This window comes from Streptomyces sp. UNOB3_S3, assembly GCF_020740895.1.
Lineage (GTDB): Bacteria > Actinomycetota > Actinomycetes > Streptomycetales > Streptomycetaceae > Streptomyces.
Genome location: NZ_JAILXP010000002.1, coordinates 1 through 21,537, shown reverse-complemented (window position 1 = coordinate 21,537; position 21,537 = coordinate 1). Strand labels below are relative to the sequence as shown.

Here is a 21,537-nt window from a genome sequence, read left to right as displayed (position 1 = left end):
GCCGCTCCGGGACCCACCGGACACGCCCTATCGCCAACCGCAGCTCAAATACTCAAGGCCGCTTAGGCGGCCTTCTTGTTGGCCACGTGCACGGTCCACTTGAGGTCGGCGCTGTCCGAGGTGAGCTCGGCGACCACTTCGCCGGCGGCGTTGTAGCCGTACACGCGGAAGTGGGCCGCCTGGCGCTTGAGGGCGCCGGTCGCGTCCTTGTAGTTGCCGGTCGGCAGCGGAGGGGCGTCCTCCACCTCGGGGCCGAGGAAGAACCCCTCGACGCTGTCGCCGAATCCGGGCCACCCCGATCGCGGGGTGGATCGCGGCCCGGACGATCCGGGTGTCACGGCTCGGCGCTTCGGTGGACGCCGGCCGCGCCGGGCCGGGCTCCACCACCGGAACCCCGTCCGCGTCGCGGCGACGGGAGGCGGAGGCGGTGTAGACGACCTTGCGGGCCTCTCCGAGGCTATCGACCGGCTGGTGCTCGGGCAGGCTGTGCCAGGGGTTGCAGGCGAAGTTGTCCCCGTAGGCCTCCTGGCCGCAGGCCGTGACGTCCTGCCGGTGCAGGGTCAGCCTCGCCACCTTCACCGGGGCGCTCAGAGATTCGTCCCAGCGCACGGTCCAGCGGCATACTGTCCGGATCCGTACGGAACTGCAGCAGCAGATCGAAGGCGTCCTCGCCGGAGGCCAGCCGGTACTGCAGATCACCGCGCCTGCGCAGGTCCGGCCGGTCCGGGAGCACGTCACTGGAGAAGCGCACCCAGGCCGCGAGGCCCTTCTGCTCCTTCGCGGCCCGGAGGAATCCGATGCTCAGATCAGGCGGGAGGTCTGGGGCGACGGTGAGCACGCCGCAGGCGACACCGTGGAACTTGACGAAGACCGGCCGCAGGACCGGGTCCTGCCCCTGGGCGATCCTGCCTCCCATCCGCTTGTCCACTAACTCGGCCACCAGCGACGTGATGGGATCGGTGGCACAGTCGGGGAGAGGGTCCGGGGAATTCCCGGGGGCAGCGGACGTCCCGCTCATGGCGTGACCCTCCTGTCGGCGGAGCGGAGTGGACGACGGACCTCTCACCCGCACGGCTGGCATATCCTTGCCCGTTACATATCCGCGGTAATACAAAATGCGGATGATGGGTTCCCTGGATGGTGGCGGAGTATTTTCTCCGAGGGAAGGTCAATACGTTATGGGCCGTGCGGGTGAATTGCGGCATCCATGCGGATGCCGCCGCCCATACGGTAGAAATTGCTCCCGTGGGTCACGGTAAGGCTTGATGCGCGACCGGCAAGGTCTTCAGGACATGGACGAGGAGCGCCTATGAGGGTTTACGAGGCCATCGTCAGGGGGCTGGAAGGCATCGGTGTGCAGGCTGCTTTCGGCGGTGCAGGTGAGAACGCCGCCGGTCTGATGCTGGCGCTCAAACACTCGAAGCGGATCCGGCCGGTCATCACACGGCACGAGCAGGCCGCGTCCTTCATGGCCTGTGGCTATGCGATGTACACCAACGGACTGGGCTTCTGTTTCGCCACCGCGGGACCGGGTGCGTTCAACCTGTTCTCCGGTCTGGCCGTGGCGATGTCCGACTCCTACCCGGTCCTGGCCGTTTCGGGGTACGCGTCGCGGCAATGGCAGGGGTGGGGATCGCTCAACGAGACCTCGGGTCTGAACCGTACGCCCGACTCCCGGGCCATGTTCGCGGCCACGACGAAGAAGTCCTTCCTGCTCAACGATGTCGCTGACACATGCGACGTGCTGGAAGAAGCGGTCAACATCGCCTTCGAGGGCAGGCCCGGCCCCGTGCACATCCACGTTCCCGAGGACCTGACGCACCGGGGCGTCGAGATTACGAATTTCCGGGACATCCGGCTCGACGTCGCACCCGTCCTGCCCGACCCGGTACAGGTGGAGGAGATCGCAGCGGTTCTGGCGGACGCTCTGGTGAGGCGCAAGAAGGTCGTGACGCTCGTCGGCTTCGGTGCCGTGCGGAGCGGCGCCGGGCCGGAGATCAAGCGCTTGATCGAGCGGTTCCAGATCCCGCTGATCACCACGCTGGACGGTAAGGGAATCGTGTCCGAGGGGCATCCGCTGGCGGTGGGAGTCTTCGCCGACAGTGGCCACGCAAGCGCCTGGAAGGCGTTCCGCGAGGCCGAGATCGTGCTGTGCGTCGGGAATTCCCTTAACCAGCACGCCACGTTCAATTATCGCAAGGACCTGTTCCAGGAAAAACTACTCATCCATGTGAACATCTCCGAGCCCGAGTTCCGCAAGGCATACAAGCCCGACTACGCCCTCCTGTCCGACGCGCGCCTGGCGGTGGCGGCCCTCGTGGAAGCACTGGAGAAGAAGGTCGGCGAGGTACCGCCGGCCGAAGTCGACGGCCGGGACTACGAGGCCCGGCACATCACCCACCTGACCGGGCAGATCCACCCCGGGCAGCTCGCGCAGAAGATCGGCCGGATGCTGCCGCCGAACGGTGTTCTGCTCGCCGATGCGGGCGCTCACCTGGGATGGCTTGGGTATTACGTGGAGCTGGAAGAGGGACAGAACTTCCGTAAGGCGGGTTCGTTCGGACCGATGGCCGGACACGTCAACGGCGCCATCGGGTTGAAGGTGGCGCACCCGGAACGGACGGTCGTCGTCGGCTGCGGCGACGGATGCTACTCACTGTCCGGTTTTGAGCTGATGACCGCCGTCGAGCACGAGATCCCGGTCATCTGGGTCATCTTCGACGACCAGGAATTCAAGCTCATCAAGCTCTTCCAGCTCACGACGTACGGGGAGACGGGGCTGGTCGAGTTCCAGAACCCGGACTTCGCCGCCTATGCGCGTGCGTGCGGTGCCGACGGCTACCGGGTGGAGACGCTGGAGGAGTTCGAGGACGCATTCCGGGCGGCATTGTCCTCCGGCCGGCCCACCCTCATCGACGCCAGGATCACGCGATGGGCGGTCCCGCACTACAGTCCTTCGCCCGACGGCGTGATCACCGGTCTTGTCGAGACCGTCGAAGCACGCTTCCGTAGTCCGTAGTCCGTAGTCCGTAGTCCGTAGCCCGTAGCCCGTAGCCGGCCGTCCGGTCCCGGCTTTTGTCCCGGTTACCGTCCCGGCCTCCCGTCCGTCAACGACCCGCGACCCGCGATCCGTGCTCCATACCAGGGAGGACCCGGCCCATGCAGACATACGGCCACACCGGCCTCGACGCCCTCATGACCCGGCCGCTGCTCACCTCGGTCTGGCACCGCCGCACCCACCGGGTCAGCCGCGGCAGTTCGATCGAGGCCGGCTCGATGAGCTGGGCCTCCACGCAGCCACGCACACCCCTGACAGAGCTCGAAGAGGCCCTCCTGATCGCCATGACGGGATGCACCGGCCTCACCATGCCGGACCGCCCGTTCGCCGACCCCCGCGACGGCAAGCCGATCATGGCCAAGCCGAACCTCAACATGGCCGGCCGGACCGCGGGCAGCCCCGACAATGCCCAGGGCACGCACTTCTTCCTCATCAACGACACCGGCACCTACTTCCTGCGTAAACTCCCTCCTCCTGTCGACGGCTCACCGGCGGTGTTCGACGCCGAGACCCTGTGCGCGCGTGCGGCCGAGGCGAAGGTGCGGCTGCTCGACCACCGCATCGACGTGCCGCACGGGAACCGCGATTTCCCGGCCTACCTCGACTCCAACCGTTTTCTGTCGAACCTGCCGGGCACCACCGTCCTGTTCCCGGTGGTCGACCTCTCCCGGCAGTACATCAACGGAATGATGTACCTGCTGACCCAGCCCGAGGGAGCACGGCCCACCATCGTCGACGACCGAAACTTCTACCGCCCCGCAGGCGTGAAGAAATGGGTGAGGTCGGGATTCCTGAACAAGGACATCAAGCTCCCCCTCGGCGCCATCTGGGCGATGCGCACACAGATCGAGGCGGACCTGCTGCTGCAGAACCTCATGCTCACCACCGACGCCATGGGCCTCGGCGCGTGGATCCACGCATCGCTCGCCCCGCCGATCATGCTGGGCGATCCCAAGTTCCGTAAGACCTACGGTGCGATGCTCGGCTTCGACTGGGCCACCCCTCGCTGGAAACCCGCGGACCTCCTGCGATGGCAGGTGCCCCTGCCCCGCTTCTCCGACCTGCGAGCGACCACTGTGGGCCTGCGCCACGACGGAGAGCACCTGATCAAGGCGATGTGCCCGCCGAACTACGCCTCGATGGCCGATGCGGTCGACGCCGTAGTGGCGGACAAGTTCGGGCCGAAGGGCATCTACTCCGACGAGGGGCTGTTCGCACGGATCTACCGAGGCGAGTTCGGGTCCCAGTACCTGGACCAGGCCAGCAACTACTCCGCCGACGTCATCGCGTGCACACGAGACATCTGCACCTACATCTACGAGACCCATGGGCGGTTTCCCGCACACTGCGACACGATCCACGCCCCAGGGGTCTGGCTGCAGGCACATCACGTCGAGAACGACTACTACGAGCGCTTCTTCCGCAACGGGCTGACCGAGGACCACCGAATGCACGATCAGCGGTGGCACACCACGGGGTAGGCCGTCCGCAGCCGCAGCCGCAGCCGCAGCCGCAGCCGCAGCCGCAGCCGCAGCCGCAGCCGCAGCCGACACCGGCCGCAGTCGCCGACGGCGGCCGGTGTCCGTGCCCTCCTCAGCCGCTGCCGGGCCGGGAGTTGTTCCGGGCGGGCTCGACCGGGCGCCACGGCGCGAACGCGTTGGCCGAGTGGGGCAGGAAGCTCGCCAGCTCGGGGCAGTGCCGCAACAGCACGCTCGCCATGCCGTTGCGCTCGATCCAGTCCATGCCGAGGGGCGTGTACACCTCGGGACGGAAGTCGACGGTCAGGAAGCGGTCGCTCTGCAGCCGCCTGCTGGCCATCACGATGAAGATGCGGAAGGCCGTGTCACTGAAGCCGAATCCCTTGGGCGGGTTCTCGGCGAAGAGACCGACCATGGTGTCGATGTCGTCGACGGTGCGGTAGACGTCCTTCAGCCGTGCGAGGGTCTCCGGCTCGGTGGACAGCTCCTCGAAGTGCTTGATGCGCGGTTTGTGCAGGCCGCTGCGGAAGTCGTTGTAGCGAGGGACGCCACGGCGCCGGGTGCGCACCAGATCGACCACGGACAGGTCGATCACCTCACCGTCCCGTTCGAAGGCCTGCAGGGCGCGGGGGAAGTTGTGCAGGGTGATGGCTCCGGGGTGGGCGATTCCGAGTGAGTACAGCGCGTTCGCCAGCCCGGTCTTGCGCATGAGGGGCTCCGCGGCGGCACCCTGCACGGCGTTGAAGTCCAAGGTGTCGATCCGGTGCCCGAACCTGTGGTCGACGATCTCGAAGTCGTCCGGGATCAGCGGGTGCATCCGGTAGACGGTGACGAAGTCCTCGGTGAGGGAGTACGGCGCGGCGTGGTGGTCCGGCAGGGTCTTGGGGATGCCGGTGAGCGAGTGCGCCTCGAACATCCAGAGACCCAGCTGGGTGAGCCAGTTCTTCGGGGGGCCCTGCCAGTTGGTCCGCAAGGAGATCTCGATCGTCTCCGTCGCCAGGATCGCGGGGGTCCATTCCACGGTGTGGATCTTGGCGATGAGGGCGGAGACGATGAGGCGCGCCGTGTGATACACCTGGTTCTGGTCCATGTGCGGGTATTCCCGCCGCAGCGCTTCGCACACGGTGTTGTGCTCGCGCGCGAAGACGGTGTGCATGGCGCTGAGGCCTAGCCACCAGCTCTCCCTGAATCCGGTCAGCGGGATGCCATCGGGGCCGAGCGGCAGGTGCCCGTCGTCCAGGCGCAGTGCCGCGCCACCGCCCGGCTCGCGCAGCGACGTCGCGGCCTGCTGGTCACCGCCGTAGACCTCCGAACCGTCCCACCAGTGGGACGCGACATTGCCGAAGAGAGCCGGCGGCGCGAGGCCGCCGGTCGGCTGCACACCCTTGTTCTCAGCGAACCGCATGACGTTCTCGGCCGGTCCGCCGGGGGAGTTGCGCCAGGTCATGCCGGGTGGGAGCGGCACTTCCACGCTCCGTGTGCCGGCAGGGTAGCGTTGGTGGTTGACCCAGTCGTGCACTTGGAACTGGATCCACGCGGCGGCGAGGATGTTCAGCGACCGGGCGGGGATGAAGGAGTCACGGTGGAGCAGCTGTCTGCTGACGGTGACGGGATTAGGGCTGTCGAACAGGTCGGGGCGGTAGACCGGCGTGAGGTTGCGTCCGAACGTGGCACCGACGGCGCCCATCTTCGGAGCGGACAGGTCGTTGTACGTACCGTCGTAGCTGCGCTCCACCCGTAGCGGTTCCTCGACGGGCGGAGGCACCGGCTGCGTCTTCGGCGGAGCCTGGTGGATTTCGGTGTCGATCAGGTTCTCGCGGCGCAGGGTCTGGCGGAGCGCGACGAGGTTGAGCAGGCCGAGCCGGGTTGGCAACCGGTACCAGGGCACGAACCGGTTGAGGGCGCGGAACCCCGTGCGCAGCGGGACGCCGAGCACGGCGTTGCGGCCGGGTTCCTCGGTGACGAAGCGATACCCCAGGCGCAGGGCGCTGCTGGCCTCGTAGGCGGCTTTGCGGGCCCGGTTGAGGTTGCCCAAGGGGCGGAAGTCCTCCGTGGTGTTCCACGGGTTGAAGGCGAGCTGTTCGACCCGGGTGGCGGTGGCGCGTGCCGGGGAGGCGTCCAGGTCCTGGCGCGGGACGGTCAGGGTTGCCACGGGGATCACCGGCGCGGCGGACTCCTTCCACTCGGCCGCGCCGTTCTCGATGGGCGTGCGCTCACCGTCCACATAGCGTTGCACGCACAGCTCGAAGACGATGTCCGCCGTGCGCAGGCGCTGGGCGAGCTCGTGCTGCAGGTGGTCGGGGTCGGTACGGGAAGGGGGAGGCGTTGCTGCTGAAGGTGCGTCCGGGGCGGGGCGGAGCTGATAGCGCACGGGCCCGGCGTCGCCCCAGAGGACGGCTCCACGGCTCCAGTACGTCTCGTGTGCGAGGCTGCGCACCGTGTGCCGGGTTCCGGCGCGTACGTTGCGGCGCATACGCCTGGCCGTGGGCCTGCCTACCGCTAGGGGCAGCTTGACGAACAGAGCGAATGCCTTGCGGGGCGTCGAGTCGGCCCCGGCCATGGCCTTCGCGAACGCGACGAACTCGTGTGCGTTGCGGGCGTGGGAGACCGGGAAGCTGGTCATGAGGAGGTCGTGGGACTCGTCTGGTCCGGTCCGGATCCGCAGCGCCGCCCCTCGCAGGTCAGGGGCGTAGTCGGGTTGCCGTGCCCCGCTCGCGTTGGACAACCGGACGGTGACGGGGTACTCCGCTCCGGGCTGTACGAAACCGGCCCGCAGATCGCCGGGGAGGTCGTCGTGGATCGTCAGCCGGGCGTTCTCGACACCGAGGGCCGCCTTCGCATGGAAGGTCCGGGCAATATCTGCGGCTCCGCTGCGCTTCTTGACCTTGATCTGCACCCGCATGAGGTCGTGGACGAGCCGCTCGACGAGGATGCGCTCGGCCTCGGGGGACCCACCGGCGTAGCGTTCGTACTGCCCGGCATCATGCATCGTTGCTTCTTTCCGAACGTGACGCCCCCTCATGACGGGGAGGGGGAGAGGGACGCTCACGATCACGGCGCGGCTGCTCTGTCTGCAGACAGGTGTCCTATGGATCTATCTGGGCAATCTGTTCTATCTGTGATGATTTTGTACTCCCGTGGTAGGCGATGCCGAGCGCTGCGAGGCAGACGGGTGCATGACGGGCGCGGGTGGTGGCGCGGTTCGCGCTCCAGAGTTGCAAATACACCTTGCAAACTCTCTTTGCAACTCGTGGCCTTCCGGTATGCCCGGACAGCCGCCTGCCCAGGAGATCGCCGATGCCGAGGCGCTGCGCGCCCTCGCGCACCCGATGCGGCAGAAGATCGAACAATGCCTGCGCCGGGGACCCGCCAACTCGGCCGCGCTCGCACGCGAATTGGGCGAGAGGACGGGGCTGATCAGCTACCGCTTGCGGCAGCTGGCCAAGCACGGCTTCGTCGAGGAGGTCCCGGAGCCGGCGAAGGGGAGGGAGCGGTGGTGGCGGACAGTGCCGGGGGACCGGCGGTTCCCGCCGTACGGCCGGCAGACGCCGGAAATGCGTGAGGCACTGACCGAGATACACCGGCTGAACATCGCCGAACTGATCGCCTCCGCCCAGCGGTTCGAGGAGGCGCGCGACACGCTGGGGCCCTGGGCCGACGCGGCGCTCTTCGCACGCGCCACGCTCCGGGTCGACCCCGATCAGCTCCGCGCGTTCTTCGAGGAGTACATCGCTCTGCTCTACCGGTACGCGTCCCCGGAGGGAGGGGACGCGCCCGAGAAACGGGCCGTGCTCATCCGGCTGCTCGGAATTCCCGAGACCGACTGACTACACGGCCCCGCCCGACCGACAACGAAACGGCCCCACCGACAACGAAAGGGGACGCACGCCGTGCTGCCTTCGGCTACGTCCGCATCACTGATACGCGCCGTCATCGCCGTCCTGGCCGGGGCGCTGGCCGGCGCCCTCCTCCCGCCGGTCGCGCCAGTGGCGTACGCCGCAGGGGACGGGCTGGCCCGCCAAGAGGTCACCTTCCGGGGCGGTGGCGGGCTCGTCCCGCACGGCACCGTCCTCAGCAAGGACGGAGCACCCGGCCCAGGGAGGAGTACCGGCAGGAGGCCGAGGCGTTCGCCCGGGCCGGGATCACCACGCTCGTCCACGACAAGGGGACCGTCGGCAAAGAACACGGCGCCTGCACAGAACCGGTCCAGGACGGCGGCGGTGTAGGGCACGCAGTCCGCCGGCGGGCGGGCCGGAGTGGCCCACACCAGCCCGGAGTATTTGTCCGGCTCGCGGTTGTACGGCTCCCCGGACCACGGCTGGGCGGTGAAGACCGCGCCCAGCCGTGCCTCGCCCTCCGGGGAGCGGTGGTGAATGAGGTGACAGAACTCCAGATCGGCCGGGGTGATACCGACACCGACTTCTTCGCCGACATCCCGCAGCGCCCCCTCGACGACGGTCTCGCCGTCCTCGAGGTGCCCGCCGGGCGGAGCGAGGAGACCACTGGCATACACGTCCCCGGCACGGCGGAGCAGCAGCACGCGGCCGTCGGGGCGGTGCAGCAGGACCATCACGTCGACCACGCTCCGCTAGCGGATCCGGTGGCTCACGCCGGCCTCTCCGCGAGGGGTGCGGCAAAGGCCTGGGACGGCTGGGTTTCGAACAGCAAGGGCACCCTCGTATCGCTCGTATGGCAGATGCGGCGGTGACGCACTACGCCTCCTCGTTGACGTGTGGATCGGACGAGTGATCGGAAAAACGACCCCCGGATGGGTGCGGTCACGGGGTCTCGGGGGCGTTTCGTAGCGCATAAGTTCGGTCTGTGGTCAATGGGGCCGTGATTGCCGGGCGGGGGCCGGGAGGGGGCTTGTGCGATTCACTCGCTCGTGGTCGCCCACCCATTTCGGTACTGCCGGGAGTGCTCTGATCCGCTGCCGTCGGGGATGCCGCGGTCGGCGGTGTTCTGCTCGTCGCGGTGCCGGGTGCGGGCTTGCCGTGCGCGGCAGGCGTCGCGCGATGGCGTTACGGAAACGCCGTAGGCGAACGCTGCCCTGGTCTCGTGCGTCTCGTCGGTTTTGCATGCGGTTGGCGGGCGCCGGTGGGGTGCTTCGAGCGCGGGTGTTGCACCTCTGGCTCGTGATGGCGCGCGGGTTCTCTCTGGCCGGGAACCGGTGCCGGGTAATCCGATTTACCCACCACGGCCGGTGGTGGGCCCGGTGGCCGGGGCAAGGTGGTGATCACCCGTGTCGGAGCGGATCGGGAACGTCACGCTGGAGCGTTTCGAGGAGCTCGTCGCGAAGGCGAAGGAGCTGGTCAAGCAGGTCACCCGGGCCCAGTTCGACCTGGGTGACATCGCGTTGGAAATCGAGCCGGTGAGGCCGGTGGGCGGGTCGATGCCCAACGGCACCGATGACCTGTTCACCGTTGAGGAGTCGCTTCAATGGTTCGCCGACGAGGTAGGTGTCGCCCGGCCCACGGTGGAACTGGCGCTACACCGCCAACCGCTGGCCGACCGGCAAGCGCCGGGAAGACGTCTCCTTCACCGTGCACCGGATCCTGGCCACGATCGCGGAGGACGCCGAGCGGTGGGCGGCGATGGAGGATGCGCCGTTCAACCAGCGCACCGCCTGGCGCCAGTGGACGCCGGATGCGGCGAAACGGCTCGTGGGGCAGCGGGTGGACCGTCCGGTGACGGTGGAGGAGAAGGTCGCGGCCGTCACCGACCTGACCAGGGACGAGGAGGTGGCCGCGCTCGTGGCCACCGATCTGCTGCGGCGTCCGGCGGTGGCCGAGCAGGTCGCCCCGGACCAGAAGCTGCGGATGGTCGCTGAGCTGACGAGGGACGAGAGGGTCGCGCGCGAGGTGACGCGGGATCTGCTGCGGCGACCGTCGGTCGCCCGGGAGGCGATGCGGGACGACACCGCCAGGACGGTCGTCAACCGGGCCCAGTTCGACAACTCCGAAGCTGCCCGCGAACGGATCCGCGAGCGCGTCCCAGCCGTCCGGAAGATAGCATACGGTCGAGTACCTGGACCTGCTCGGCTCGTGTCACCAGTTCGTCGCCACGCTCGGCCGGCTGGTTCCGCGGCTGCGCGGGCAGGAGTTCAGCGACGACGAGCGCGATCACGTTCGCCGCGGCATCACGAAGGTCCGTTCGGCGGCGGACTGGCTTGAGGCGGCGATGGACCGGGGGAACTTCACCCTCGACGATCAGCTGGTCCAGCTCCTCAGGGGTGAGTGAGAAGTGGTCGGCACGGCCCGGCCGGTCGCCGAGCACTACGGTGACCTGGTCCGGGCGGCGTTGATGGAGGCCCGCCCGGCTGGACTGCACACCCGCCAGCTGGTCGCCGCAACGCGGCTGACGCCGTCGAAGGTCGCGCGTGGCATTGAATACCTGCGTGACATCGGAGCTGCCGAGCGCCTGACCCCGATCATCTGGCGCCGCGCGGACGGCTACATGTTCTCGGACGAGCCGTCGGACTGGATCGAGTACGAGAAGAAGCAGTTCCGCCTCATCCTCGGCCGGCTGACCCGGGTGATCACGGGGACGCTCGCGCCGCACCTGGCCCGCCACCCCGACGACGAGTGGGCCAACCTGGCCGTCGCCCAGCTCACCGGGGTGAGGGCGACCCTGGACCAGCTCGCCAAGGCGTAGGTGGCCGGCATGCCTGTTCCCGCACGCCGCCGGCGTTACCCCTCCGACACCACCGTCGCCGAATGGGCGTTGATCGAGCCCCTTTTGCCGGTAGAGGCTTGCCGGACGAAGACCGGCGGCCGGCCGGAGAAGTGGCCCCGGCGCGACGTCGTGGATGCGATCCGGTACCTGGTCGATAACGGGGCGAAGTGGCGTGCTTTGCCCTCTGACTTTCCGCCATGGTCCACGGTCTACTACGTTTCCGCCGGTGGGCCCGCGCCGGGGTGGTCGCCTACATCCGTGACCAGCTCCGCCGCCGGATCCGCACGGGCATCGGCCGCTGCCCCTACCCCGTCACGTTGATCGTCGACTCCCAGTCGGTGAAGGCCGCCGAGACGGTCAGCAGGACGACCCGCGGCTATGACGCGGGGAAGAAAATCAACGGGCGGAAGAGACATATCGCGGTGGACACCCACGGCCTGCCGGTGATGATCCTGGTGACGCCCGCGAACATGAGTGATCGTGACGGTGCGCGGGAATTGCTCTGGCGTCTTCGCCTGACGCACCCCCAGCTCATCCAGATCTGGGCGGACTCCGCCTATGCCGGCCAGCTCGTCGGCTGGGCGGAGGACTTCCTCGACCTGCGGCTTCGCACCGTCGCCCGGCCCAAGGGCGCCAAGGGCTTCGTCGTCCCCCGCCGCTGGAAGGTCGAACGAAGCCTGGGCTGGCTGATGAGGGCCCGGCGGAACGTCAGGGATCACGAGCGTCTACCGGAGCACTCCGAAGCCCACCTCACCTGGTCGCTGATCACAGTCATGACCCGGCGACTCGCCTGCGGCGGCCGGCCCCGCACGCGCAGCTGGGACAAGAAACACCTCGCCGGATAACGGCCGAGGCCGGGCGTCCTCGCCGAGGACGAGGCCGCCGGCCCTGGGGATCATCGGTACACCCGCCGGCCCTGACCACTTGATCTTGGTCGGCCGAGGCTGGAATGCGGCGGTCCCCACAGCCCCCCGCGCCGCTACTCCTCCGTGTCCACGGAGCCCCCATCACCCGCTGCGGTGTCCGCGCAGAAACTCACGGTGCCGGTGTTTTCCACGTACCGGGCCGTCACCCACCCGGGCCGGTCGCGCAGCAGGTACCAAATCTCATTGCCGTCGATGATCTGGGCACGCACCTTGCATCGCAAGCCGACCCTGAAGCCGTAAGGCAGGCGATCGACGACGGAGGACTCAGTGCTGGGGTACTGCCGTACGTTGACTCCCGCCTCACTCACGACAGTTCCATAGGGCCGGCTGGGTGTAGAGGCCATCTCTTTCTTGCCCTTCCTTCGTCACCGGAACATGGGCCCGCCACACCGCAGGGGCTCACAGAAGACGGGCTGTAATAACGGTCCGCCTGTGTGCGGCGGCCTCAGGAGAGTGATTGGCATAAACGGAGCTTTTGGCACCTTCTCGGCAATCCGTTCGCACAGATCAAGCCAGGCGCAGTGGCCCGCTCAGCGACGGACGTCGACGCACGAGGAGGCTCCCCACCCCGGCGATCGCCCCCAGGCACGGTTGAAGTACCGACGGACGCTCTCCGGCTTCGCCAACGGCTGTACCAATGGCTACTGAGGCTGGCGTCCGTCCCGAGCCGAGGTTCTCCAACACGCACTCAAGCGCCACCGGGCCGTGGCCACGAGATACGACAAGCTCGCCGTCCGCTACGAGGCGACGGTGCTGGTCGCAGTCCTCAACGAGTGGGCTGTGACCAGCACGGACGCAACAGGTCTCAGACGGCCTCGGGAGCGACCTGTACAGGGCCGGACGCCCAAGCCTTGCCGCAGGCGTAGAACATCAGAGACGTGACCACCGGCGGGGCATCACGTGCCGCTCTGACGGCAACCCACAGTGCGGACTGCGATCCAAGGTCGGGAAGCACCAGTTCGACGTTGTCAAAAGTCAGAGTCTGTTTGTCGTCGGAGAGGCTGCCTGGATAGGTAGTGGTGCAGTTGTCAGTAATCACAGCCGGCAGATGGTCCGAGCGGTCCGGCCGCCCCCAGACCAGCCGTGTGTCCGTTGGCAGGGTGACCTCGACCGTCTGCTTCCCGACCAGCTCACCGGTCACGTTCACGGCGATCACCCCAACCTCCCCAACGGCCCCGCCTCGACTCAACAGCACCTCGGACTCCCAGGGCAGGAGCCAGAATTCCGAGGAAAGCTGCGGAGTCTTGATGTGGATCGGGGCGGAGAAGGAGCGCATCCCGCCAACATCGAAGGTCAAGGCCGTGTAGCCTTCAGGTTCACCCGCCCTCGCAGAGACGGCAACCCACATCACCCGCGACTCCCCGGGAGCAAGGTTCAGGACGACGTTCTCGAACGTGAGCGCATTGCCGATGGGCGACAGCGTCCCGCGGAACTCGCCGACGTCCAGCACGTTCAACTGATAGTCCGGAATACCCGGGACTCCCCAGCCCAGTCCCCAGCCCAGTCCCCTGCCTGCGGGAAGAGTGACCGTGACCTTCGCTGAAGTCAGCGGCGCTGTGCCAGTATTCGTCACCACCACACCTGGGTAAACCGCCTCCGAACCTGGCCCGACACCGAAGGCCTGCCCGGTTCCACGACATACGTCACCTGATTGCCCAGCTGATCGTTGAGCTCCCGTCCATACGATGCAACGGCACGTCTACCGATGTCGGCGGTCATTCTTCCTCGTGTGAACCGGTTGTACATGGACATCGCCATCACCGTTCGGGTGGACATCCGGCAACGGCCAACCTCCGCAAGCGACGAATGGTTGCATCCGACACTTTCGCAACAGGCCCCAGCGCTCGTCGATTGTGCCGGGGTCTGAGTGGCGAGGGCTTTCGGTCACTGCGCGCATTCTCTGGGGGCCGACAGCTGCGGGTACGCGACGGGGCAAGGGCACTCGACGGTGCCACGGACGAGGGCATAGGGAATCACGCAGAAGGTCCCGAGATTGCAGGCGACGATCACAGTGAGGAACAGCCAGTAGGTGAAGCCGTTGCCGTTGGAAGAGGCGGTGAAGGACGCGTAGGTGAGGCTGACGAGGATGTCGGTGCTGGCGATTCCGGCAGTCCAGCTGAACGCGCTCATTCCGTAGCCGAGACCGATGAAGGCCCAGAGAACAGGGTGGGCCCGGCAACGGCTGCGATGGCCACAAGCAGCGGGGCGTCGATGTCCTGGTCGGCGATGAGGCCCATGAGCTGGGAGACGGAAATGAAGGCCCATAAGCTGGTGAAAGTGACGCCGATACCGAAGGCGACGATCGTAATCACACGGACGGTACGGGTTGCAGAGGTGGTGTTCTCAGTGTCGGTCATGAGGCGGTGGGCTTCTTCCACTGCAGGGGGCAGCGCGGTCGGCTCTGTTCCGGTATAGCCCGAACGCAGGCCATCCGGGGGCGTTTGCGGGCAAGGCACCCAAGGGTCGCGAAGCACGCGCCATTCGAAGCGGTGATGCGGCCGAGCCGCCGGTGGGTGGTGGCCTCTATCCACAGGCCAGCCTTGGCAGGCTCTGGGGCCATGAACACGAATGCACCGGGCGGTGTCCGGAAGAACAAGGTGCCGCGCTGCGAGTGCCACCGCGCCGATCTCACCCCTGAGCAGCTGGCCGAGACGGCCGTGAGGTTCCCCGTCGGGCACCAGGCGCAGGTGGTGTTTCTCCTGGCCCGGCACGACAACAACGTCCAGCTGCTCACGACGGTCCTCGGAACGAGTGCGCGTGAGGTGCGCCGTCATGCCCGCGGCGCTCCGCTGCCGCCTGGGGCCTGGCTGCGCCGGGCTCTGCGGCGCCGGGTGCTGGATCTGGTGTGTCCGGGGTGTCTGGCCGACCGGGCGGTGGAGGAGGCGCGCGAGGCGGAGCGGGATGCGCGGCGTGCGGCCCGTCGGCCGGCGGGCGGGCGGACCTCAGACCGCTGACCCGCCGGGCCCGAGCGGGATGCATGCCTTAACGGGGCCCGTACCCTCGACTCTAAGTTTGGTCATAGGCGCATCCATGAGTCCCACTAGCCAATTTAAATGCGTAATTTGCATCACCTCAGGTATGATGAGGCCATGGGATTGAGTCTGGAGGAATCACTCCGGCTGTCGGTGGCCGCGTTGATGCAGGCGACGGGGGACTCGCAGCGGGTGCTCGCCGCAGTGCTCGGGCTGACGCAGACGCAGGTCTCGCGCCGGCAGACCGGGGCCACTTCGTGGACCCTGCGTGACGTCGATGTCCTGGCCGGGCACTACGAGATCGCCGCGCTGGATCTGCTGGCAGGCCCGACCCGAGCGTGCGAGACGCTGCCCGCCGCCCGGCGCCGCGGCGCCAACGCCGCCGAGAAGGGGGTGGCCCGATGAGCGACTTCGACGCGATCGACTCGCTGCTCGCCGCCGTCGGCCCGGAAGCCGAACTCCCCGCCCCCCAGGTCCGCCAGGACTTGCGGGAGCGGGCCCGGTTGTCCAAGGCCCAGGTGGCGAGGGCGCTCGGGGTGAGCCCGAGCACCGTCGCCGGGTGGGAGAGCGGCCGGGACCCGGCCGGCGACGTCCGGGCCAAGTACGCGTACCTCCTGGACGGGCTGGCCGCCAAGTTCACCACCGACACCGCCCCGGTGACGCCGTCTGCTACCGAAACGGCCGTCGCCCAGACCCCTGCCACAACCGACGCTCCTCCGGCTTCCCCGGCGATGCCCGAACAAGGCGGTGAGGGCGATGAAGTGGAGGCCCTCGCCACGCCCGAGCCGTGTGTGCTGTGCGGGCGTCCGGCCGCGCACCGGGTGGCGGGGTTCGCCCAGCACCTGGATCCGGCTGACTGCCACACCAACGCTGCCGTGCCGCCCGTACAGCCCAAGGCCGCTTCCGCCGGGAAGCCGGCGGCGCGCACATCGCGTACGACGCCGCGTTCCTCCGATCATGCCAAGGGCCCGGCCCGGCGTGCGTTCCAGGAGCCGTCCGGGCCCAAGGACTTGATCAGCGAGGCGGTGCAGGCCGCGCTCGCCGAACACCACGGTGACGTCGAGGCAGCTACGGCTGCGTTGCTGAAGCGGGCGATCCCGGACGCGATGCGCTTGCTGGACGAGACCCGTAAGGGTGCCCGCTATGACGTGATCGCCCACCCGTGGATTCCCGACATCCTGAAGAAGCAGACCTCCCGCGGTGCGGACCAGATCTGGGAGGCCCGCCCGAAGTGGACCCGGGCCGAGTTGCCGCCCGGCCGTCATGAGGTGACGGCGCTGGACATCAACGGCGCCTACCTGAGCGCCCTCAAGACCCACCTGCCGCTTGGCCAGCTCGAGCACTCCACCGGCCTTCCCCACGACCGCCGTCGCGCCGGCGTCCACCTGATCACCCCGCCGGAGTGGGAGCACGACGATGTGCTGCCGAACCCGATCGGGAACCGGGACGAGCCGGGACCGCTGTGGGTGACCGAGCCGACCTTGCGCCTCCTGCTGCGCCTGTCCGGCCCGAGGTACGGGTTGTGTGCGCCTCCGGAGGTCCATGAGTCCTACACCTCCGGTGCCACGGAGAACCTCTTGGAGAAGTTCCGCATCGCGTTGAAGGACGCCCGGGACACCGCGATCGCCGAGGGTGACGAGGTGACGCTGGAGTATGTGAAGGCGATGTACAGCAAGTTCGTCTCGACGATGGGGGAGTCGAACTACAACCGGGAGCTGTACCGTCCGGACTGGATGCACATCATCCGTTCGCAAGCCTTCTCCAACCTGTGGCTGAAGGCGCTCAAGGCCCATGACGAGGGCCTGACGGTCGTCCGGGCGATGGGTACCGACGAGCTCCATGTCATCGGTGACTGGCGCCGTGTCTTCCCGGAGGGTCGTGGTGTTACCGAGGTAAAGGTGAAGGACACGTACACCGCTGGAACCGACGCTGACGACACCATGGGGGAGGAGCGGGAGTAATGCCGGAGAAGAACCTCGATTTCGGGAAGTTCGGTGCTCAGGGGATCAGGGGCAGCGACGCGGTGGCGCGCAAGCTCGACGAGCTCGCGGGCGGCATCGCCACCCCCGTCACTGCCAGGCGCGGCCTGATAGCACGCTTGCACTACCTCACCCGTACGGATCACGCGCGTGCGGCCGCGAAGGAGGCCGGGCTGACGGTCACTGACAGGACGCTGAAGGCGTGGCTGGAGGGCAAACGCCAGCCGTCGAAGGCCAACCTGGAACGCATCGACGCGGCCTACCGGGCGGTGCGCCGGCAGAACGTCGCCCGGCACCTCCTCAAGCGCCTGAACCGTGAGGGTCGCGGGACGCGGGTGGAGATCCATCCGCTCGACCAGTCGCAGGTGCCGCGGCCGCTGCGGCGGGTGGTGGAGTACCGGACGATGAACGTGCGTCGCTGGGACAGGATCGTCGGCGCGTGGGCGGCCGGTGACCATCAGGGCCTCGACGCGGCCTGGGACGACACGATCGTCGACCTGGGCTCGCAGTGGGGTCAGTACGAGTACTGCACCAGCGTCGGCTTCGCCGCATAGCGGCTGCGGATGATCACGGACGCCCCCGTACTCGTCTGGAAGCCGCCCGCAGGACGTCACGGCCTGGCAGCGGCTTCCAGGACGGTCGCGTCGTCCGTGCAGGGGATCCGTGCGGCCAGCAGCTGTCCGTCCCGGGCGGCGGTCTCCAGGAGCCGGTGCTGGGCGGGGAAGTCGCGGGAGGCGGGGTCGAGGCCGGCGGGCCCGTAGTAGAGCGCGCATTCCCCGGCCTCCAGCGCTGTGCGGCGCCAGCGGGTGGGGGTGAAGACGGGCCCGGTGAAGAAGACAGTGCCCTCCGGGTCCACGACCGCCAGGAGGCTGGACGCGGCCGGCAGGCCCGGCGCTGCGGTGAGCACGGCGCCCCACTCCTTGACCAGCGGTGGCGGGCTGGCGATGTCGCAGGCGAGCTCGAAGCCACGGCGCTGGAGGTGGGGCGCGAACACATCGGTGAGTTCGGCTTGGGGTGTGTCGGCGAAGAACTGCGGGCTCACCAGTTCCGCGGCCAGGACCGCCAGCCCGTGCCCGGAACCGCTGGGTGGCAGGGTGCTCACCCGCATCTCGTCCGCGGGGTTCTTCGGCGCGCCGGTCTTGAGCTCCGTCACCGCCGAGCGCATGCAGCCGGGATGGGTGAACCACACCCGGACCTGCGGGCCGTTCGTTCCCGTCACCACCACGTTCGCCCTGCCGGTGATCCGCTTCGTGCAGGCAGCGCAGTCCGCGCCCTGCGCTGCCTGACGGGCCTGCTCCATCCCGAACGGGCCCAGCACTTCCTGGACGTCAGGGCTCATGTGGACGGTGATCATTCAGGCTGCTCCTGCCGTGAGACCGGTCAGAAGCAGCCTCCCGCACCTGCGTTCCCGAGGGTGTCACCCACACGGGGGAATTCCGGCGGGGAAACCCGTGTGGGTCTCCGAGCTGACTTACCAGGCGGCGGCTCAACCGGCAGGGCGCGAGGCTGACGATCCGAGGTGGTGGACGGCGATACGTGCACCGACGAACCGCCCTGCGGCCGCGGCTTCCCGCATGAGGCGGTTCTTGGCCTTCTGGTCGCTGCCGGGGATCCCGGCGAGTCCGATCTTCCCCACATAGATCACGCTCCAGCCGTACTGCTCGACCCCGGCGGTCCATTGCGGCGGGGGAGCGATGGTGCCGGTGTAGAAGAGCGTCCCGTCGGGCTCCATGACGGTCAGCTGCGCGATGCGGTCCGGCCCGGCAGGGGTGCTGTAGGTGGCCAGCCACCGGTCCGCGTGAGCGGGCGCCTGCCGCATCCGGCCGACCGGCGAGAATCCGCGGGCAAGGACCCGGGAGGCGAGGACGTCCAGGAGCTCGGAGCCCGCTCCGGTTCCGGTGTTGAGGTAGACCGGCGCTTCGGGTTCGGCGATGAGGGTGGGCAGCACGGAGCGGCCGTGTTCGACGGCGGCGGTCATCCGCATCGCCATGCCGTCGTCCGCCGCGGCCGGCGGCATGGGGGAGCGGGCGTCGGGGATCTCCACGACGGCCGAGGCGTGGCAGTGGGCGTGCGCGTACCGTACGTGCGCGACACGGCCCGTGGCCCGCCCGAGCCCCGCGATCCGTACGACGACATTGGCCGGCTCGCTGGGGTGGATCTTCTTCTCGCAGCCGAGGCAGATCGCGTTGTTGAGGGTGACGGCCCCGGCCTTGGCGACCCCGTCCGGCCCCAGCGCGGCCCGTACGTCAGGGCTCATACGGATGTCGGTCATCACTGCTCCCCAGAAGAAGTACCGGTGTGCTGCTCCCCAGCACACCGGATCCGCGTACGCCGGACGGGCTCTTTGGTGATTTTGCGTATCCCGATCATCAGCGGTGTCACTTCTTGCTTCTGGCTGCCGGGGGCGGTGATCTATGGCCCGCGCCCCGTACTCCACAATCTGGTGCCCGGGCGGAGGCCGTCACGCTCCCCGTCCGGGCACCAGGAGACTGCGGTCCCTGACCGACTGTCAGGGCCTTGGCAACGGCAGGCCGGGCAGCTGTGGGTGCTGCAGCTGCTGCCTGCCGCCGCCCACGTGGAGCGTGAAGGTCTCCGGCCCCGGTCGGCCCGCCTCGTCGTAGGCGTCCAGCACCGCCTCGATCCGTTCCCACAGCCGCACCGGGCCGCCCTCGCGCACCTCCCACCGGCCGTCGCGCGGGGTGAGGGCGGCAGCTGAGCCGGTCGTCACGTCGACCAGGTGAACGACTTCGCCCACGGTGGTCATCTGGGCGTCCGGCACGGCGCACTGGGCGAGGAACCGCACGTGGAACGTCTCCTCGCTCGCGGCTGTGATCCGCTCCGGGGCATGCCGGGCCGTACGGCCCGTCTCCGGCAGGCCCGCGGCCCAGTGGGCCGGGTTGCCGAACGCCGGGGCCGCGTGGGTACGCGCGGCCATGAAGGAGACCGTGCCGGGCAGCAGCGGTCCTTCGGCGGTGCCGTCGTCGTGCACGGTGAGCAGGACGCGGACGTAGCCGTAGAGCCAGCCGGAGAGGGTGAGCAGGATCTTCCCGCCGGGCCGCATCTGGGCGATGAGGGCGGGCGGGATGGCGCGGAAGGAGCAGGCGGCCACGATCCGGTCGAAGGGCGCCTGCGGCCAGTACCCGTACAACCCGTCTGCGACCGCCAGGGCGGGCGTGTACCCGCAGCCGTGCAGCGCGCTCGCTGCCGTCTCCAGCCGACGGCCGTCCACCTCGATGCTGGTGACGCCGGAGGAGCCGAGCCGTTCGCAGGCCAGTGCGGTGGAGTAGCCAGTGCCTGTGCCTACCTCCAGGACCGCGTGCCCTTCGTGGACGTCGGCGTCGGCCCACATCCGCACCGCCAGCGACGGCAGCGTGGAGGAGGAGGTCGGGGCTCCGCCGCGCCGCGCCTGCGGGTTCTTCCAGTCGGGTTCGTCGCCGTCGAACTGGGTGATCAGCGTGGTGTCGCAGTACGCGGCGGCCAGCCAGCGACCGTAGTCGGTCTCCGCGGTGACCGGCTCCCACACGGTCAGCCCCTGCTCGTCGCGGGTGTCGGCAGGCAGGTAGAAGCCGGGCACGAAGCGGTGCCGCGGCACGGTCTCTACCGCCTGCCGCCAGGCCGGATCGGCGAGCACGCCGTCCTCGGTCAGGACCTTGGCCATCGCGCCGCGCAGCCGCGCGGCGTCCGCGTCGATGTCGGTGGGCATCGTCGTCATGCCCGGCCTCCTTCGGGGGTGAGGATGTCGGCGAACGCCGCCGCGATGGCGTCGGCGTCGGGCAGCCACGCCCACTGCCCGTTGGGGTTGCACTCGATGAACACCCAGTCCTCCGCACGGTCGCCGGCCCCGGTGAGAGCGAAGTCGAAGCAGCCGAAGACCAGACCGAAAGCCCCCAGATACGCGTGCAGCGCAACCTGAATAACCGTGGGAACGGCGATGGGGGTGTGCTCCAGGGTCTTCCAGTCGCCTCGGCGCCAATCCAGCGCGCCGTCGGGGGCCGTGATCTGCTGGGCGAAGACCCGGCGGCCGACCACGGTGACCCGTGCGTCGCTGGTCTTAGGGATCTCGGCCTGGAACAGGTGCGCGGTCACCGCCAGGGAGTCGTCGAAGGTGGCGGGGTCGATGCGCTGGGTCCAGATTGCACCGGCGTTCCCGTCCTCATCCTGGGGCAGGCCGCGGAAGGTCTTGTAGATGACCGGGCCGTGCTCGGCGGCGAACTTGGCCGCGGCCTCGGTGTCGTTGGTGATCAGGGTCTCGGGCACCGCGAGGCCGAGCTGGGCGGCAGCCTGGAGCTGGGCGGGCTTGAAGTCGGCGGCCGTCACCGCCAGCGGGTGGTTGACGTAGCGGACGCCGTGCAGGTGCCCCAGGACGCCGCCGAGGCCGTGGCGTGCTTCGGCGGCGGCGAAGTCGCGGGCTTGGGGCGGCAGGTGCGCGAAGCGGGGGGTGTACGGGGT

At 68.7% G+C, this 21,537-nt stretch carries 21 protein-coding genes and 3 pseudogenes; 10 read left to right on the top strand and 14 right to left on the bottom strand.

What is annotated here, in order from left to right:
• Positions 1 to 62: 62 nt before the first annotated feature.
• Positions 63 to 338 carry a LodA/GoxA family CTQ-dependent oxidase gene (locus K6I33_RS36205; protein WP_229347002.1) on the bottom strand — a complete coding sequence of 92 codons (276 nt, stop codon included), beginning with the start codon at positions 336 to 338 and terminating at the stop codon, positions 63 to 65.
• Positions 339 to 457: 119 nt separating this feature from the next.
• Positions 458 to 1,018 carry a hypothetical protein gene (locus K6I33_RS00390; protein ID WP_229346993.1) on the bottom strand — a complete coding sequence of 187 codons (561 nt, stop codon included), beginning with the start codon at positions 1,016 to 1,018 and terminating at the stop codon, positions 458 to 460.
• A 291-nt stretch (positions 1,019 to 1,309) separates the two neighbouring features.
• Between K6I33_RS00390 and K6I33_RS00385 the strand changes: the two genes are divergently transcribed.
• Together K6I33_RS00385 and K6I33_RS00380 are read left to right on the top strand one after the other, a co-directional pair.
• The gene (locus tag K6I33_RS00385; RefSeq protein ID WP_229346991.1) at positions 1,310 to 3,019 is read left to right on the top strand and encodes a thiamine pyrophosphate-binding protein; all 1,710 of its coding nucleotides are present in this window, start codon (positions 1,310 to 1,312) and stop codon (positions 3,017 to 3,019) included.
• A 140-nt stretch (positions 3,020 to 3,159) separates the two neighbouring features.
• The gene (locus K6I33_RS00380) at positions 3,160 to 4,539 is read left to right on the top strand and encodes a hypothetical protein (protein WP_229346989.1); all 1,380 of its coding nucleotides are present in this window, start codon (positions 3,160 to 3,162) and stop codon (positions 4,537 to 4,539) included.
• Here K6I33_RS00380 and K6I33_RS00375 read toward each other — a convergent pair.
• A complete protein-coding gene (locus K6I33_RS00375) occupies positions 4,515 to 4,703 on the bottom strand; it encodes a hypothetical protein (RefSeq protein WP_229346988.1) in 189 nt (62 codons plus the stop codon). The two genes, K6I33_RS00380 and K6I33_RS00375, sit on opposite strands and share 25 nt — an antisense overlap.
• On the bottom strand, positions 4,652 to 7,525 hold the full coding sequence (locus K6I33_RS00370; RefSeq protein WP_229346986.1) for a peroxidase family protein: 2,874 nt from the start codon (positions 7,523 to 7,525) through the stop codon (positions 4,652 to 4,654). The genes K6I33_RS00375 and K6I33_RS00370 overlap by 52 nt, the downstream gene beginning before the upstream one ends.
• A gap of 274 nt (positions 7,526 to 7,799) precedes the next feature.
• Here K6I33_RS00370 and K6I33_RS00365 point away from each other — a divergent pair, with 274 nt between their 5' ends.
• A complete protein-coding gene (locus K6I33_RS00365) occupies positions 7,800 to 8,363 on the top strand; it encodes a helix-turn-helix domain-containing protein (protein WP_229346984.1) in 564 nt (187 codons plus the stop codon).
• Between the two features lie 87 nt (positions 8,364 to 8,450).
• Here K6I33_RS00365 and K6I33_RS36200 read toward each other — a convergent pair whose 3' ends face one another.
• A complete protein-coding gene (locus K6I33_RS36200) occupies positions 8,451 to 8,597 on the bottom strand; it encodes a hypothetical protein (RefSeq protein WP_229347156.1) in 147 nt (48 codons plus the stop codon).
• A 242-nt stretch (positions 8,598 to 8,839) separates the two neighbouring features.
• Positions 8,840 to 9,106, bottom strand: a pseudogene (locus tag K6I33_RS36195) (NUDIX domain-containing protein); the annotation flags it as partial.
• Positions 9,107 to 9,995: 889 nt separating this feature from the next.
• Here K6I33_RS36195 and K6I33_RS36190 point away from each other — a divergent pair.
• The 3 genes and pseudogenes from K6I33_RS36190 (at position 9,996) to K6I33_RS00340 (ending at position 12,056) form a co-directional block, all read left to right on the top strand.
• Positions 9,996 to 10,776, top strand: a pseudogene (locus tag K6I33_RS36190) (DUF6192 family protein).
• 3 nt (positions 10,777 to 10,779) lie between these two features.
• Positions 10,780 to 11,190 carry a hypothetical protein gene (locus tag K6I33_RS00345; protein WP_229346982.1) on the top strand — a complete coding sequence of 137 codons (411 nt, stop codon included), beginning with the start codon at positions 10,780 to 10,782 and terminating at the stop codon, positions 11,188 to 11,190.
• Positions 11,191 to 11,199: 9 nt separating this feature from the next.
• A pseudogene (locus tag K6I33_RS00340) lies at positions 11,200 to 12,056 on the top strand (IS5 family transposase).
• Between the two features lie 134 nt (positions 12,057 to 12,190).
• Here K6I33_RS00340 and K6I33_RS00335 read toward each other — a convergent pair.
• From K6I33_RS00335 to K6I33_RS00320, 4 genes are all read right to left on the bottom strand, one after another.
• Positions 12,191 to 12,445 (bottom strand): SH3 domain-containing protein, encoded by a 255-nt coding sequence (locus K6I33_RS00335; RefSeq protein WP_229346980.1) that lies wholly within the window; start codon positions 12,443 to 12,445, stop codon positions 12,191 to 12,193.
• Positions 12,446 to 12,942: 497 nt separating this feature from the next.
• Complete coding sequence (locus K6I33_RS00330; protein ID WP_229346972.1) at positions 12,943 to 13,710, bottom strand: hypothetical protein; 768 nt, start codon at positions 13,708 to 13,710, stop codon at positions 12,943 to 12,945.
• 311 nt (positions 13,711 to 14,021) lie between these two features.
• Entirely contained in the window at positions 14,022 to 14,267 is a 246-nt protein-coding gene (locus K6I33_RS00325) for a hypothetical protein (RefSeq protein WP_229346967.1), read from the bottom strand.
• Positions 14,264 to 14,494, bottom strand: coding sequence for a hypothetical protein (locus K6I33_RS00320; protein ID WP_229346965.1), 231 nt, complete (start codon positions 14,492 to 14,494; stop codon positions 14,264 to 14,266). The genes K6I33_RS00325 and K6I33_RS00320 overlap by 4 nt, the downstream gene beginning before the upstream one ends.
• A 201-nt stretch (positions 14,495 to 14,695) precedes the next feature.
• Between K6I33_RS00320 and K6I33_RS00315 the strand changes: the two genes are divergently transcribed.
• The 4 genes from K6I33_RS00315 (at position 14,696) to K6I33_RS00300 (ending at position 17,642) form a co-directional block, all read left to right on the top strand.
• Positions 14,696 to 15,091 carry a hypothetical protein gene (locus tag K6I33_RS00315; RefSeq protein WP_229346963.1) on the top strand — a complete coding sequence of 132 codons (396 nt, stop codon included), beginning with the start codon at positions 14,696 to 14,698 and terminating at the stop codon, positions 15,089 to 15,091.
• Positions 15,092 to 15,226: 135 nt separating this feature from the next.
• Complete coding sequence (locus K6I33_RS00310; RefSeq protein WP_229346961.1) at positions 15,227 to 15,514, top strand: helix-turn-helix domain-containing protein; 288 nt, start codon at positions 15,227 to 15,229, stop codon at positions 15,512 to 15,514.
• Positions 15,511 to 17,070, top strand: coding sequence for a helix-turn-helix domain-containing protein (locus tag K6I33_RS00305; RefSeq protein ID WP_229346959.1), 1,560 nt, complete (start codon positions 15,511 to 15,513; stop codon positions 17,068 to 17,070). Before K6I33_RS00310 ends, K6I33_RS00305 begins: the two co-directional genes overlap by 4 nt.
• Positions 17,070 to 17,642, top strand: a complete 573-nt coding sequence (locus tag K6I33_RS00300) for a transcriptional regulator (RefSeq protein WP_229346957.1) — start codon at positions 17,070 to 17,072, stop codon at positions 17,640 to 17,642. The genes K6I33_RS00305 and K6I33_RS00300 overlap by 1 nt, the downstream gene beginning before the upstream one ends.
• A gap of 56 nt (positions 17,643 to 17,698) precedes the next feature.
• Here K6I33_RS00300 and K6I33_RS00295 read toward each other — a convergent pair whose 3' ends face one another.
• From K6I33_RS00295 to K6I33_RS00280, 4 genes are all read right to left on the bottom strand, one after another.
• Entirely contained in the window at positions 17,699 to 18,442 is a 744-nt protein-coding gene (locus tag K6I33_RS00295; protein WP_229346955.1) for a hypothetical protein, read from the bottom strand.
• A 132-nt stretch (positions 18,443 to 18,574) separates the two neighbouring features.
• On the bottom strand, positions 18,575 to 19,360 hold the full coding sequence (locus K6I33_RS00290) for a hypothetical protein (protein WP_229346953.1): 786 nt from the start codon (positions 19,358 to 19,360) through the stop codon (positions 18,575 to 18,577).
• A gap of 237 nt (positions 19,361 to 19,597) precedes the next feature.
• A complete protein-coding gene (tgmC, locus tag K6I33_RS00285; protein ID WP_229347149.1) occupies positions 19,598 to 20,791 on the bottom strand; it encodes an ATP-grasp peptide maturase system methyltransferase in 1,194 nt (397 codons plus the stop codon).
• 5 nt (positions 20,792 to 20,796) lie between these two features.
• Positions 20,797 to 21,537: hypothetical protein (locus K6I33_RS00280; RefSeq protein WP_229346951.1), on the bottom strand; the 741-nt coding region annotated here is incomplete at its 5' end.

Bases quoted from the DNA above. Each gene is read 5' to 3' on its own strand.
- K6I33_RS00390 (WP_229346993.1), bottom strand. From the start codon at position 1,018: ATGAGCGGGACGTCCGCTGCCCCCGGGAATTCCCCGGACCCTCTCCCC.
- K6I33_RS00325 (WP_229346967.1), bottom strand. From the start codon at position 14,267: ATGAGCGCGTTCAGCTGGACTGCCGGAATCGCCAGCACCGACATCCTC.
- K6I33_RS00320 (WP_229346965.1), bottom strand. From the start codon at position 14,494: ATGACCGACACTGAGAACACCACCTCTGCAACCCGTACCGTCCGTGTG.
- K6I33_RS00310 (WP_229346961.1), top strand. From the start codon at position 15,227: ATGGGATTGAGTCTGGAGGAATCACTCCGGCTGTCGGTGGCCGCGTTG.
- K6I33_RS00290 (WP_229346953.1), bottom strand. From the start codon at position 19,360: ATGACCGACATCCGTATGAGCCCTGACGTACGGGCCGCGCTGGGGCCG.
- K6I33_RS00370 (WP_229346986.1), bottom strand. From the start codon at position 7,525: ATGCATGATGCCGGGCAGTACGAACGCTACGCCGGTGGGTCCCCCGAG.
- K6I33_RS00295 (WP_229346955.1), bottom strand. From the start codon at position 18,442: ATGATCACCGTCCACATGAGCCCTGACGTCCAGGAAGTGCTGGGCCCG.
- K6I33_RS00385 (WP_229346991.1), top strand. From the start codon at position 1,310: ATGAGGGTTTACGAGGCCATCGTCAGGGGGCTGGAAGGCATCGGTGTG.
- K6I33_RS00365 (WP_229346984.1), top strand. From the start codon at position 7,800: ATGCCCGGACAGCCGCCTGCCCAGGAGATCGCCGATGCCGAGGCGCTG.
- K6I33_RS00380 (WP_229346989.1), top strand. From the start codon at position 3,160: ATGCAGACATACGGCCACACCGGCCTCGACGCCCTCATGACCCGGCCG.
- K6I33_RS00300 (WP_229346957.1), top strand. From the start codon at position 17,070: ATGCCGGAGAAGAACCTCGATTTCGGGAAGTTCGGTGCTCAGGGGATC.
- tgmC (WP_229347149.1), bottom strand. From the start codon at position 20,791: ATGCCCACCGACATCGACGCGGACGCCGCGCGGCTGCGCGGCGCGATG.
- K6I33_RS00315 (WP_229346963.1), top strand. From the start codon at position 14,696: ATGAACACGAATGCACCGGGCGGTGTCCGGAAGAACAAGGTGCCGCGC.
- K6I33_RS00305 (WP_229346959.1), top strand. From the start codon at position 15,511: ATGAGCGACTTCGACGCGATCGACTCGCTGCTCGCCGCCGTCGGCCCG.